The organism is Okeania sp. SIO2B3 (genome assembly GCF_010672525.1).
Taxonomy (GTDB): Bacteria; Cyanobacteriota; Cyanobacteriia; order Cyanobacteriales; family Microcoleaceae; genus Okeania.
Map to the genome: position 1 here is coordinate 365,720 of NZ_JAAHGH010000004.1, position 14,426 is coordinate 380,145.

A 14,426-nucleotide genomic window follows, 5' to 3' on the forward strand; every position below is an offset into this window, starting at 1 on the left:
TTTTTTTACTAAATCCTCTTCTTTTAAAAAAAGGTAATGATTAATCATTCATTGTTAAAATGAGATTTTTTCTACATACAATACCCATTAAATTTATCGCAAAATCACAACTATAAATCAACCTTTATTCTGAGATTTTTTATTATGAATTAATTCAGCAAGCCCTAATTAATTTTAAATTGAGATTTCTTGCACCACAAAAAAGTTTGATAAGACTCATTAAACTTCAAGATATTGCAGATAATAATTTGAATTAAAGCTGATAAACTATAGCAATCCTAAATTGGTTGCGGGCAATCAAAAAATAGATAAAAAAACTGACACTCTTACCGAAAAATCGTGGTCTAAAGCCTCCCCTTTTAAGGGGATAAAAAAAGAGGATATTCTATATTTCAAGCCTCCTTATTGCAGAGATACTGATAACTGATAACTGATAACTGATAACTGATAACTGATAACTGAAATGACCTGTTCCCTGAAAACAGTAAGATTTTTATACACAAATAAAATAGGATTGCTATATAGCTGAGTGCCTATAGATAAACTCTAAAATAAAGTACGGAAATTGCTATTGCTCTTTCAGGAAAAACCGAACTTAAATCAATGTTAAATCTTGATAACTTGAAGTAAGTAAAGTCAAACATTAAAATTCAGCCTGATTGATTAGTTATTAATATGTGGCAGTAGTTTTTTTATAAAAAATGTTGCCAACCTGGATATAGGTTGAAACTAACTTCTACTGGAGAAAGTATAACGATCTTATCTGAATTTATGAATATTGCATCTGAAAAATCAAAAAAACACTTGAAACCAGATATACAGAAGATTCCAAGTATATGAAGTACAGATGTTAACCAGGGAATTTATACAATGTGGGCATCTTGCCCGCAATAGGGGTATCTTGCGCGCTATGGTTGTGCCTCACCAAGATGAAATTTGCTGTATCTATATGTATATTACTTTTGACTGTTAACGCTTGACATTTGTTATTGATAGTTTTCTTATAATTAATCATTAAGCAATCATATATTACATTCACATTGATCTGAAAAATATTAAAATGGGGAGATAGATAAATGGCTACAACTGATTTTAAAGACTATTATTCAATCTTAGGTTTAACTAAAAGCGCTACTGCCGAAGAAATAAAAAAAGCTTATCGTAAATTAGCGAGGAAGTATCACCCAGATATGAACCCGGGTGACAAGAAAGCAGAAGCTCGTTTTAAAGAAGTTAATGAAGCTTATGAAGTTTTATCAGATCCAGAAAAACGCAAAAAATATGACCAATTTGGTCAATACTGGAATCAAGTAGGTTCCACAAGTGGCGGATGGCCTGGAGGTACTGGTGGTACTACTGTAGATTTTGGAGGTTTCGATTTTAGTCAGTATGCCAGTTTTGAGGATTTTATCAATACCTTATTAGGGCGTGGTGGAACTCCAGGTAGTAATCCTGGTGGACGACAAACTTATACCTACAAGACTAATACAGGTTGGCCAGGGGGATTTAATAATGGATTTGATGGTTTTTCTAATTTTGAAAATCGTCAGTCAGGAGCTTCTCTGAATTTAGAAGCTGATATTACTCTTACTTTTTCCGAAGCTTTCCGAGGAACACAGAAACGTGTGGGTAGTGGAGAAGTTTCTATTCCTCCAGGGGTTAAACCAGGAAGTAAAATTCGAGTTAAAGGTAGAGGTCAATTAGATCCATACACTAAGAAAAGAGGAGATTTGTATCTGAAGGTAGAAATTCAGTCTCATTCTTTTTTCCAGTTTGACGGAGATAACTTGCTTTGTGAGGTACTAATAACTCCTGATGAAGCTGTATTGGGTACATCTATTGAGGTGCCAACTCCTGATGGTATGGTTAATGTTAATATTCCTGCGGGTATTCGTTCCGGTCAGTCTTTACGGTTACGAGGTAAGGGATGGCCAAAGGCTAAGTCAGGGGGACGTACTGACCAGTTAGTACGGGTTACTATTGCTGTCCCTAAAGATATTAGTGGTATAGAAAAAGAGTGCTACGAAAAAATTAAAGCTAATCGTACTTTCAACCCTCGTAGTCATTTGCAAAGTATATCGTTGTAGTTTAAGTTCACTTCGGAGATGGGGAGATGGGGAGATGGGGAGTGTTCATTAATGGATAATTGATAATGGATAATGGATAATTGATAATTACCTCTGGTTAAAACCGCTCTTGATTGAATATAAGTAAATACTATTTCTTCTCTTGGTCTCATGGATATGGCTCCGAGACCCGCTCTTATCAGAGCCGCTCCGAATTGCGCCATCCCACCCAACGGGGAAGCTGCGAAGAGAGAACTCCGTTCCGCTGTCGCGTTTCGCGTCAGCGTTGCGAAGCAAACGACCGCTGTCTTGGTCTCATGGATATGGCGAGGGGACCTCGCCATCCCTCGACCGCTTTTTTTCCCTTTTAAAAGGGGAGGCTTCAAGGCGCTAATTATTTAATTATTAATTATTAATTATTCGGTAAAAACTGTGGACGTTGCTGAATCACTGAAATGAAAACTGCTTTCAACAATTAATAATGAATAATGAATAATGAATAATTACCTCTGCTTGAAAAGAAGAGGATTGACTAATAATGAAAATTTTTCTTTATTATCCCCTTAAAAGGGGAGGCTTTAAACCACAATTTTTCGGTAAGCTAATCTTTGATTTTTTTTCATACTAAACTGAACAATTTGTTTGATAAATTGTGTTCTACTATTCAACTACGCAATACCATTATCTAGGTTAATTACTCACTTTTCTATCCCTCAATAATTAGCTTGATTTTCTTAATAATATCTGCTTAAATAACTAACAATAAAATCATATATTTCGGCAGAAGTCCCAAAATATTTGGATTTTTTTTCACCTTTCATATCTATAAATTTATTCCTTATCAATCGTTATCTTCTACAAAATATCAAGATAATTTTTTCTACAAATAAACTCAGGACTTACGCAAATTGACTTTTAAACCACCACCTGTAAGGGCGGATACCATTTGCCCTAGCTATATGTAGATTTTCTGCGTAAATCCTGAAACTATTAAAAAAGTAAATCCTAGTATTTTTGAGATAGTCAATAAAACTACTTCATTTCTTATTAACGTAGCTGAATATAATCATAATCATAATATTTCTGATAATAAGAATCAGCTCGATCGCCATTACCAACTATTCCCAACATCGGTACTCCTGCCATACTCAAATCATCTAGAGCTAAACTTAAAGCTTCTCGCTCTGTTTTACCTAATCCCACTACTAACATTAATCCATTAGTACAAGCTGATAATAAACTAGCATCTGCTCGACCTAATAATGGTGCTGTGTCACAAATAACTAAGTCAAAAGTTGTAGCTGCATCTTGAATTAATTGGTGCATCTGCGGTGAGGATAAAATTTTCGTTGGGTCTGGCGGAATAGGGCCAGATGTTAAAACAAACAGATTTTCATCCACGGGCGATCGCTGAATTGCTGTTTCTATTGGCACACCATCGGCAATTATACTACTCAAACCTTGTTGGTTAGAAAGTCCCATCATATTATGAATCTGTGGACAACGTAGGTCGGCATCTATTAATAGAACTCGTTGACCCATAGCGGCAGCTGCCCTGGCCAAATGACCTGCTACTGTGGATTTACCATCCCCTGGTGTTGCGGAACTAATTACAAAAGAATGAATGGGATTTTCTATATTTAGGAGACGAATATTAGCATTTAAAGTACGGAAAGCTTCTTGAAAAGCTGAGGGATATAATACTAAGGATGAACTGTTATTTTCTTTTAGTTCATCGTTCATCCAATTTCTTTGTTCATGTATAGGAATTATTCCTAAAAATGGCAAACCAATAGATTTTTTGACTTCTTTTGGTGTTTTAAAAACGTCTTGTTGAAATCCTTCTCCCAATTTAGCTAATAATATTCCTAATACTAATCCTGTTACTCCTCCCAGGGCAAGATTTAATATCATATTTGGAGAGATTTTTACTAACTGACCATTTTGAGTTTTCAGCAATTCTGGTGGTGCAATTAATTCCCAAGGTTGTACTTTTTCAAATACTACTTCTATCTGTAATTGCTGTTGTTTTTCTAACAAATCTTTGAGTATATTATTTGAATTTTTTAATTCTTGCTGAATTTCTTGATAACTCCCTACTACTTCTGGCATTTTGGCAATATATTCATTTAATTTTGCCTCTGCTTCATCTAATACTTTACTCCTTACTTCCAGAACTTCAATTTGATTAGCTGCCAAAATCATTTTATGAATTAACTCTAAGCGAACTGAGTCCTGAAAAGCCAAAGCCTTTTTACTTACTTCTTCTATATCTCTGCCAATAACTTTTTCTGCTTCTTGATTTAATAAAGGTAGTAATTTTGTTCGTTGTTGATATAAAGCTTGAATTTGAGGTGCTTTTTCTTTAAAACGAGCTGATTCTAGAGCAATTGTTGTTTCTACTTCCTGTAATTGATTTAGTAATGATTGATATCTTGCTGCTTGACTTAAAGCTGAAGCAATCAAAGCTTCTTCAGGATTAATTCCCAACTGACTCTGTAGCATGGCATAAAGCGATCGCTGTTGGTCTAGTAATATTTTATTCTCTAGTTTTTGTGATTGAATTTGATTACTTTCTGCTGCTAATTCTTGACTTTTAAGTTCTGGATTAATAAATATATATTCCTGCTGTAGTTGTTGTAATTTCTGTCGTAGTTCTTTGGTTTTTTGTTGATTTTTTGAAATTTGTTCTTCAATAAAATCCAATCCTTTATCCGTATTAGTTTTCTGGTCATTTTGACCATATTCAGTGTAAGCTGCTGCTAGTTTATCTAATACAAACTGAATTTTTTTTGCATCCGAATCTCGATAGCTAACTTCTATAATTTTTGTATTGTCTAATCTTTCAATTTTTAGTTTCTCTTGACTAAAAAATTTTCTCTCTGGTTTTTTAAACAAAAAATTATAATTTACTTCCGGATATTCTTTTTGTATCTCCGCAATTATTGGCTGCATAAATTGCGGACTTTTTAATACTTGAATTTGAGATTGATAATCTAAGCCATACTTATCTAATTCTTGATTTTGTTGAATATTTTGGTTGGGGTATGAAGTAATTCCCTCTTCTCCTGTACCATAAATTATTTTGGCTGCTTGTTGTTCCCAATTTTCTCGATTGTTTGTAGTTAATTTTTGTGTTTCTGTGCCTAATTGATAGTTTACTGAATTGGTAATTGTAACTGGTTCAACTAATATTTTAAATGTTCCCTGATATATAGGAATCTGATTTAAAGTCCAGAAATATGCCGCTGTTGTTGTGGTAGTTGCTACACTGAAAATCAAGAAAAAACGATGACATACTAAGTTCCAAATCTTATTTTCTTTTTGAGATAATTTTTCCTCTAATTGATGAAATTCAGCTTCATAGATATATTGATTCTGATTAAAATTTTTCCTCCGGTCTAAGAGTTTACCGTGATTATTATATAAAGATAATTGAGAGTTTTTTTCTGGTTCCATATCTATAAATTTCCAAGTTAAAAATAAAGTTATTACTGTGACTCAAGCAAGATAATTTTAAAAATATCCATGGCAGACCTGCAACTATTATATATATATAGAGCAGATTCGGTGGTATATGAGGTAAAAACATTAACGCTCGAATTTTTGCATTGTCAGATGAAAAGATGAATTATAGCGAAATTGGCTTTTTCCTCGATCAAATTTTATAGAACCCATTTGAGATATATATAATTATGGTAGTCAAGTATTTTTGCGCATCAATTTTGAGGAAAAATCATCTGAAGGAGTGTTGAATTTTTTGTATTATTTCTCCCCACATATTTCCTCTTCTCTTTTATACCAATTCCCAAAAATAATACTATACTTCCGATGAACTTCAGTTATTAAGTAATAATAATGATTCAGTAATGAATGTAGAGAATTATCGGCATTAATACAAAATATCTTATACCTTTGAACCCTACTACCTACTCCCCACTCCTTACTCCCTACTCCCTAGGAGATGTAGCAAAACTTTTGAGAAATGGTATTACCTCCTGTCTCCTGTCTCCTGTCTCCTGTCTCCTAGCTAAAAAAACTTAGTATTTATGAAGATAGCAAATGGGTTCTATAATTTATCATTCTCTCAATTATCTTCTTTTTTGACAACGCACGAATTTTTGTATTGCAGGCATATTGTCCGCCACAGATACACATCACTGATATGAAACACCCTGTATCTTCATTCAATAATTTTAATTCTAAACTAAGACGCATCTTAATTTTATATTCTCTGTTGGGGAATTTTTTTCAAGTTTCATATTTATAAATTTAAAAGTTAAAAATAAGATCTTGTACAGTGACGAATGATTTTAGATTTTTGATTGAATTTGATTTTGGATTAATCAATTGCTAGAATGATTAATTATTGCTCTGCTGATTAAATCTAAAAGTCTTTACAGATAAAGGTAAGTGCCTTTTTAAGTATCAAAAAGTGCTAGATTTTAGGTGGTAATGGTTCAAAAATTTAGGATTTTGGTCAAGAGTTGGGCAGAAAAATCACTCTGATGATTCTTCCTACTATCTCCTCTATAATTCCCCGTTCCTCCTGACTCCTCTCCTCACTCACAATACTTTTTCAACAAACCCTAATTAATGGTTTTTTTAGTCAAAGTCTAACTAATTTTTGGCAATATCATTCCATAGCGTGCAACCCCAAAAATCAAGTTATTACTGTGACTCAAGCAAGATAAATTTAATAATATTTCATAGCAGACCTAGAACTGCTACATATCTTTATTCAATAATTTTAATTCTCAGCTAAGACCAAGTTTAGTTTTATACTATATTTTGCCTGTTGGCTTTCCCAAAATTGAGATATATAACTTAAATGTTTAACAAATTTTTAACAGCTTAATAAACATCTCTAAAATTATATAAAGCTTTGAACAAATATTTGTATGAGGAAAAGTTTTTCCCACTATTGCCTGTTTCCTACTATATATGTATGGAGCTACTGATATATCAAACGCAATATTTTCCCTTCTTCCTTACTTCCCTCTTCCTTCTTCCTTCTTCCTTCTTCCTTCCTAATCAAAAATATCTAAAAATACCCCTAAAATTCTATTAATAGGACTGAAAGGAGCTAAAACACCCCTAACATTATCAGTCAAAGCCGCCCTACCAGAGCGACCAACTAAAATCACATCATTATTAAGTAAAGTAGGATTAGTTTCCTCATTAACTTCCGCAGAAAAATCTACTTGTACCTGACGACGAGTAACAGTACCGTTTGGGTTGAGACGAATAAGCTCCACTTCTTCAGTTTCAGCTCTTCCCTGGTTAAAACCCCCTGCTGCTAATAAAGCTTGATTAAGCGTACTATTCGGAACCATAGAAATTAGTCCAGGGCTAACAACTTCTCCAATCAAATTAATTTTTAGATTGCCAGGAGAAAAACTTGATGCGGTAACTTCCGCTAATTCATCCAAATTAACTTCATCTGCTACTGGCACATAAATTGTATCTCCTGACTCTAAAACTAAGTCCTGGTTTAAATCTCCATTTTGCAGAAGTTGCCAAAGGTCTACTTTAATAATTTGTTCCGTACCAGCACGAGTTAGTCGCCGCACCCTAATTTGTCGAATATCCGCAGATGGAGTAATACCCCCTGCCATCTTAATTGCCTTAGTAACAGTATGCAGCTTAGTATTTTGAGCAGATGAAACATTATTATCTGCTTCCGTAGAATCTAAATTTTCCTCTGTAGCTGAAAGTTGACTCTGGTCAATACCTGTTTCCAGTATATATGGACCAGGTCGTGCCACCTCTCCCACCACAGCAATATTGAGAGGTTGAGTATTAGTACCAGCAAAATTAGCATTTACTAATTGAGCAGACTCTACCGGATTAACTTCAGTAATACTAGGGACAAATAAAGTATCCCCATCCCGCAGAGGAATATCTTGGCGCAAATTACCCTCTTTCAGTAGTTCCCATAAATTAATACTAATGACTTGCTCTGGAGCATTGAGTTGGGTACGACGAATTTTGATTTGCCTAACATCTGCTGAAGTTGTCACTCCACCTGCAACCTGTAACGCTTTAGTCACTGTAGGTAATTGAGTCCCACCTTGAACATCCTCCCCTCCATCAACAATAGGAGAAATAGTATATGAACCTGGATGTTGGACCTCTCCAGCGATCGCTATTTTTAATGGCCGTGCTGCTAAGAGATTGAGATTAACTATAGATATTTGTAGATATTCCCCGTATTTTTCTTGAATTAATTCCTTTGCTTCATCTAAAGTCTTTCCCTCAACCAAGACATTACCTACCAATGGCAAATTAAGAGTCCCATCAATTTGTACTTGGTGTTGGCCATTTTCCCCACTATATTCTGGCATATTGAAGATATCTATTTGAACGCGATCGCCGCCGCCGAGTGTATATGCTGTTGAGTATGGTAAAGGAGTTTCTGGTTCAGGAATAGATATTGGTTCTGGTGCTGGAGGCAGCAGTGGTGGTTTTGGTTCCGTACCTTCAGGCCAAGGTTCTGTTAGTTTTGGTAAAGTTGAATTTGCTGGTGCTTTCTGAAATTTTTGAGAGAGGGGTTGAGCTTGTGCAGAATATGCCAATCTCCAGCAACTGCATAATAAAACTATTATTCCACAGCTTAGATTTTTGGATAAAGATGTCATCAGTAAAATGTCACCTTTCCCATCTCTAGATTTATTTTGCCTCATTGCCTGATCCCTCCCTATTTTTCTACGCCAAATGACCTGATTTTTCTAAACTACTAATTATATGAGCTACGCTTTCTTCTAATGTTTCTTTATCTGTGCAACAAATAATTTCTGGATTTTCTGGTGCCTCGTAAGGGTCGTCAATACCAGTAAAATTTTTAATTTCTCCTGCCCTAGCTTTGGCATATAATCCTTTTACATCCCGTGTTTCACATACTGCTAAAGGTGCATTTATATAAACTTCTATAAAATTTTCATCCATTTCCCTAATTTGATTGCGTATTTCTTTGTAGGGACTTATTGCTGCAGTAATTGCCACTACTCCGTTACGACTGAGGAGATGAGCTACAAATCCAATTCTCCGGACATTTATATCTCGGTCTTCTTTGCTAAAAGTCAACCCTTTTGATAGATTTTCTCTAACTATATCTCCATCCAATATCTCTACTTTACGACCTCTTTCCATTAATTTTTCTGCCACAACCTTACTGATAGTTGTTTTCCCAGCTCCACTTAAGCCTGTAAACCAAAGAATAAAACCTTTTTCCATTTTAACTTGATTTTTGTGAGTTTTGACTAATTTTACATTTTACCGGAATTTGTGAATTAGTACTTAAGCAATACTCATGTAACTAAATTTTTTGACAAAAACAAATAAATTTTTAGGCCACCAACCTTTTCATAGTTTTATTTACTGATCAAGGTGATCTAAACCGGATAATAATGGGTAGGTAGTTGAAGCGTTGTTTTTGTTCTTTCATAATCTGTAGAATTTATTTAGGTCTTAATTTTAAATCCGCTTCTATTCGTCTACCCACTTTAACATCTTTTACAAACCCCCCTTTTTACAGCTCTAGTATTACTTATTTGCCACAATTATTGGTGAATTTTTCAGTGCTAAAAATAGGTATAAAATCAAATTAAATTCATAATTTATTGGCTAACTGTCCTGATTTTCTCTTCAAGGTCCGTATCAGAGAATAGACACTCTCACACGGATTTTACCTATGCAAAGTTATACAGCGATTATTTTTTCTTTTTTATTATTACTAGGTAATGCTCCTAGTAGCAAAGCTTTAATCATTGAAAATGAAGTAGCATTTTCTTCTATATTTTATAGAGGATCTGCTCGAACTAAAACTCATAAAGATCATGTCAGAAAGAGAAGCATACGAGCTTTTGTTAACACAATTTGTACTTCTGGAACTGATAGTGAAAAATGTCCTCATCGTGGTAGTGGACGCTAAAGCCGATCAAAATGTCTCTTGCTGTATTAAGTTTTAATTCTTAATTAGAGCTTTGTTAAAGTTACTTGAGGCTTTGGTTTGATAATATTAACTATCGAAAAATTGTCAACAATTCTCTTGTTAATTAACGAGAGAATTTTATTATTCAATATCATAGTAAGCTGTTGGGGATTTAAACTATATAACTTTAGACCCTTAAGTTATAACAGAGAACATAAAATCTAAATGCGTTATTAACTTTAATAACCATTGATACTACTGCTATAAGTGGGTTCAATGGTACTTTTTTATGTTATATTGATATAAATATGTCTGTCAGTCAAAAGTACACAGGGTGTAAAAATCTACTAAGATAACAATCTATTCGCACGCTTAATTTGCGTGCCTGCTCTTACGCCAAATACAAAAAGTCTCAAAGACATATACTTGCTTGGTATAAGAGTTATATTTGGCTGGCTTTCTATGATTGAAGTATCATCATGGTCAGCATATTTTTAATGGAGGATAATAATATGCCTCTTAAGTTTTTGTTATTTTGGGGATTGTAATGAAAAATGATACCGATCTGAAAAATGATACCGATCTGATTAATAGCCTTAGCCCCAGTGCTATGGATCAGATTATGTTATATTTAGCGTTTAGTGCCATGAGGACGAGCGGGCATCGTCATGGAGCTTTCTTGGATGCAGCTGCAACTGCGGCTAAATGTGCGATTTATATGACCTATGTTGAACAAGGTGAAAATCTTCGCATGACAGGACACTTGCATCACATAGAGCCGAAACGGGTTAAAGTGATCGTGCAAGAAGTAGAAAAAGCACTCAATGAAGGCAAACTACTAAAAATGTTGGGGTCTCAAAAACCTCGCTATTTGATTCAGTTTCCCTATGTGTGGCTCGAACAATATCCTTGGACTCCTGGACAATCAAGGGTTCCTGGTAACAATCTTACTACTGAGGAAAAGCGATATACTGAAAGAAAACTTCCTCCAAATATGCCTGATGCCAAATTGATTAATTCTTTTCAGTTTATGGAGTTAATTGAGTTTTTACACAGGCGGTCTCAAGAAGATTTACCACTAGAACGCCGAATGCCTCTGAGTGAAGCTTTAGCAGAACATATTAAACGTCGCTTGATTTATTCTGGTACGGTAACTAAGATAGATTCTCCTTGGGGAATGCCTTTTTATGCCCTCACTCGCTCTTCTTATTCCCCAGAAGATGAGGAGGAACGCACTTATATAATGGTCGAAGAGACAGCTCGTTATTTCCGTCTGATGAGAGATTGGGCAGAACAAAACAACAAGGTAATGCGTATTTTGGAGGAGTTTGATATTTCTCCAGATCGCTATGAACAAGCTAAAGAAGAGTTAGACGAAATCATTAGACATTGGGCTGATCGCTATCATCAACCAGACGGAAAACAAATGATAGTACAGATGGTTTTTGGCCCCAAGGATGATTAGTCTAATTACTTGTAAACTTCCCTCATTGAGGAGCTAGAATAACTTCTAACTCCTGATTTAATTGAGTTTTCAAGTGCAGGTGGGTAATTTGTAATTTGTAATTAGCAAACTTAATTAAACAACTTTATACCAATTTTATGTGAGGCTTTACAGAATATAGGTTTTAGGTGGTAGGTGGTAGGTGGTAGGTGGTAGGTGGTAGGTGTTGGGTGTTATACCAATTTTATGTGAAGTGGCACAGAATTAGGTGTTATATAGCTATCAGGATAATTATTTATCGTATAATTCAGTAGTTATAATACTACGTAAATAGGGCGCTGACATTGATCGATCCTCTTTGCATTTGCGTAGCATCCCGTAGGAAAGCATTTGAACAGGAAAAACTCAGCCAGGGATTACTTGCGCCTTCTGAGTCCTGACTTCTGAGTTGCGCTTAGAGTTATAGTACTTGGGAGAAAGGAAGAATGAACAATGAGAGTGGGAAAAAATCTTGGGATATTCCAGCATTTGATCTTTGCATTGAATGGAACTAGATCGGCAAAACAGAAATTATATTACGGTCAAATCATTTTATTAAGCTTCTAGGCATAGCCAAATTCTTAATTCCAAAATACACTAAATTTTACTTTTGAGCAATCAAGGCTATATTGTTTATCTATCAATATTTTCAGCTTTTTCTAGAGTGGCAGGAAATATAGGTGCGATCGCATCTTTTTTCGCCCTAAATTACACCCAAAAAAGGGATGTTGAACTAATTTTGCTAATTTGATTTTAAATAACTAATATTTAATTTAACTTTTGATAATTTTTAATTATTTAAGTATTTGTAGCTACTTATCCAAGACATGGACAAGTTTAAATAGGGTTTGCTGAAAAAGTCTTTTTAGCAAGTGGGAGACAGGAGACAGAATACAGGAGACAGAAGGCAGGAGGCAGGAGACAACCCACCCCTAACCCCTCCGGTAGAGGGCAAGGCTGTTTCATTCTCGATAGACACGGGGACGCGGAGACACGGAGAAACGGGGATTGAGGCTTTTAAGTGGCGTTGAACCAAATATCCTCTCAGAGCTTAAAGATGCTTAGGAAATCTGATTTCTTCTCTTGGTCGATGGTCGGCCAGCTCCGAGACCTCGCCATCCCTCGACCGCTTTTTTCCCCTTAAAAGAGGAGGCTTTAAACCAGAATTATTAATTATTAATTATTAATTATTCGGTCATGGTAATTAGCAAACTTCTCAAATAACTTCACTGTAAAATTATTCAGATAAATTTTTATTATTTAGCACAATTTTCTATAGCCTCCTTCAGCGTATTCTAATAACTCTTCCCAAGTCATCCTGCTAACTTTCCGCAAATCAATACTTTTTCCGCTCCTAAAAATTATTGTCGCTCTTGTTCCTATAATCGTTTCTTGAATATCAACTACTAGATAATTCCGCTGATCTTTTCCCCAGTGAACTTCAGCTTCATCCCACGACTTCATTCCTTCACTTTTAAACATTTGATTTTCCATCCATTTATCATCCCATTTGTAAGGATGCCAATTTTCTTTAAGTGCTTTAATTAAAAAATTATTTGGTGCATCAAAATCTTCTCCATTACTTTTTTTCCAATGCCAATAAGAGATAGTAGTCCTTAAAGCATCTTCCAAATCTTGAGAAGAGTATTCAACAATTAATAATTAATAATTAATAATTAACAATTACCTCTCCTTGAAAAGAAGAGGATTGACTAAAAGGAAAAATTTTTCTTCTCTTGGTCGATTAGATATGACGAGGGGACCCGCTCTTATCAGAGCCGATCCGCTGTTAGCGTTTGCGGTAGCATTCCGGAACGGAAAGCTTTGCGGTAGCAAACGCCATCCCACCCTACGGGAAGCTACGCTTTACATGTTGCGTAGCAAAACGACCGCTTTTTTCTCCTTAAAAGGAGAGGCTTTAAAACTTAATTATTCGGTAAATTGCTTCTTCTACTTCTGAATTCAAAAAATCTACACCTATGGTAGTCAATGCAGAAGCATACTTTTTAATTATTTCTTGGTTCCCTTCATCTAATTGTAAATAAAGCAAAATTTTGCCTCCATTTTATAAACCAGATAATTAATTAATTTGCATAGCTAAAAGGGTAGATTTTAAAGATTATTTTCCCGTATTAATTGGCATATAATTAGGGTTTGCTGAAAAAGTATTATTGCTGTTTATAGTAGTAAGTAGTCAGTAGTCAGTAGAAATCGTAGATTGAGAGAATCTAATTGGAACAATTATTTATCAAAACTTCCCGTTTTATCTTCTCCTCATCCTTGTTTTTTCCAGCTCACGAGAGCAAAAAACTGGCACTTTTTTCACACAGATAATGGCTCAAATCTTTAGTTGATCAGCTTTTTCTATTTATTCAGCAAGCCCTAATTATTTGATATTATTTTGTACTTTTTCTTTTGAGTTTAATATCAAATCCGATATAAGCATTTCCTGCGGAATGCTGCGCAAACAGCTATTAGCGGTCAGCTCTCAGTTTTTTAATAAATAAAGCAAGCATTTGCTTAACTTCGTACGACATTTTAAACAAAGAATTGAAGCACAAGAACAGCAAGCTTAAATTGTCCACTAAAATTAATAAAGCTGATAACGCAGTTCCGACCATAGGAGGCTAGCTGATAGCTGACTGCTGAATGCTTACAATCCGATAGCATCTGTGCTATTCAGTGTTCAAGATATGTAAGCATTCAGCTATTAGCAGTTAGCTATCAGCTTTTTAATAGATGAAGCAAGTATTAGTTTAACTTCTACTATATTTTTTATCAGAGAATTGAAGCATAGGAAAAACAAGCTTGAGTTGCCAACTCAAGGTAGTAAAGCTGATAGCTGATAGCTGACGGCTGAATGCTTACCAAGATATTTAGGGGCGAACGGTCGTTCGCTCCTACTCAATAAAATGTAGAAAAATTTTTGATAAATTGTATAATA

At 34.8% G+C, this 14,426-nt stretch carries 7 protein-coding genes and 1 pseudogene; 3 read left to right on the forward strand and 5 right to left on the reverse strand.

Going from position 1 to position 14,426, the window contains the following annotated elements; translation table 11 throughout:
- Positions 1–1,076 precede the first annotated feature (1,076 nt).
- A complete protein-coding gene (locus F6K15_RS05600; protein ID WP_293058112.1) occupies positions 1,077–2,087 on the forward strand; it encodes a DnaJ C-terminal domain-containing protein in 1,011 nt (336 codons plus the stop codon).
- Positions 2,088–3,113: 1,026 nt separating this feature from the next.
- On the opposite strand, the gene F6K15_RS05605 is transcribed toward F6K15_RS05600, so the two are convergent.
- The 3 genes and pseudogenes from F6K15_RS05605 to cysC all read right to left on the reverse strand — a co-directional run.
- Positions 3,114–5,525, reverse strand: a complete 2,412-nt coding sequence (locus tag F6K15_RS05605) for a polysaccharide biosynthesis tyrosine autokinase (protein WP_293058114.1) — start codon at positions 5,523–5,525, stop codon at positions 3,114–3,116.
- A 1,571-nt stretch (positions 5,526–7,096) separates the two neighbouring features.
- Positions 7,097–8,752, reverse strand: coding sequence for a polysaccharide biosynthesis/export family protein (locus F6K15_RS05610; protein ID WP_293058117.1), 1,656 nt, complete (start codon positions 8,750–8,752; stop codon positions 7,097–7,099).
- Positions 8,753–8,774: 22 nt separating this feature from the next.
- A pseudogene (gene cysC / locus F6K15_RS05615) lies at positions 8,775–9,320 on the reverse strand (adenylyl-sulfate kinase); the annotation flags it as partial.
- A gap of 439 nt (positions 9,321–9,759) precedes the next feature.
- Between cysC and F6K15_RS05620 the strand changes: the two are divergent.
- Positions 9,760–9,999: a hypothetical protein gene (locus F6K15_RS05620; RefSeq protein ID WP_293058120.1), complete on the forward strand. Its 240-nt coding sequence runs from the start codon at positions 9,760–9,762 to the stop codon at positions 9,997–9,999.
- A 565-nt stretch (positions 10,000–10,564) separates the two neighbouring features.
- Complete coding sequence (hetR, locus tag F6K15_RS05625) at positions 10,565–11,464, forward strand: heterocyst differentiation master regulator HetR (protein ID WP_293058231.1); 900 nt, start codon at positions 10,565–10,567, stop codon at positions 11,462–11,464.
- A 1,278-nt stretch (positions 11,465–12,742) separates the two neighbouring features.
- Here the strand turns inward: hetR and F6K15_RS05630 are convergent.
- Both F6K15_RS05630 and F6K15_RS05635 read right to left on the reverse strand, forming a co-directional pair.
- On the reverse strand, positions 12,743–13,114 hold the full coding sequence (locus tag F6K15_RS05630; RefSeq protein ID WP_293058122.1) for a hypothetical protein: 372 nt from the start codon (positions 13,112–13,114) through the stop codon (positions 12,743–12,745).
- Between the two features lie 286 nt (positions 13,115–13,400).
- On the reverse strand, positions 13,401–13,532 hold the full coding sequence (locus F6K15_RS05635; RefSeq protein ID WP_293058125.1) for a hypothetical protein: 132 nt from the start codon (positions 13,530–13,532) through the stop codon (positions 13,401–13,403).
- Between the last annotated feature and the right edge of the window lie 894 nt (positions 13,533–14,426).

Bases quoted from the DNA above. Each gene is read 5' to 3' on its own strand.
- F6K15_RS05600 (WP_293058112.1), top strand. From the start codon at position 1,077: ATGGCTACAACTGATTTTAAAGACTATTATTCAATCTTAGGTTTAACT.
- F6K15_RS05605 (WP_293058114.1), bottom strand. From the start codon at position 5,525: ATGGAACCAGAAAAAAACTCTCAATTATCTTTATATAATAATCACGGT.
- F6K15_RS05610 (WP_293058117.1), bottom strand. From the start codon at position 8,752: ATGAGGCAAAATAAATCTAGAGATGGGAAAGGTGACATTTTACTGATG.
- F6K15_RS05620 (WP_293058120.1), top strand. From the start codon at position 9,760: ATGCAAAGTTATACAGCGATTATTTTTTCTTTTTTATTATTACTAGGT.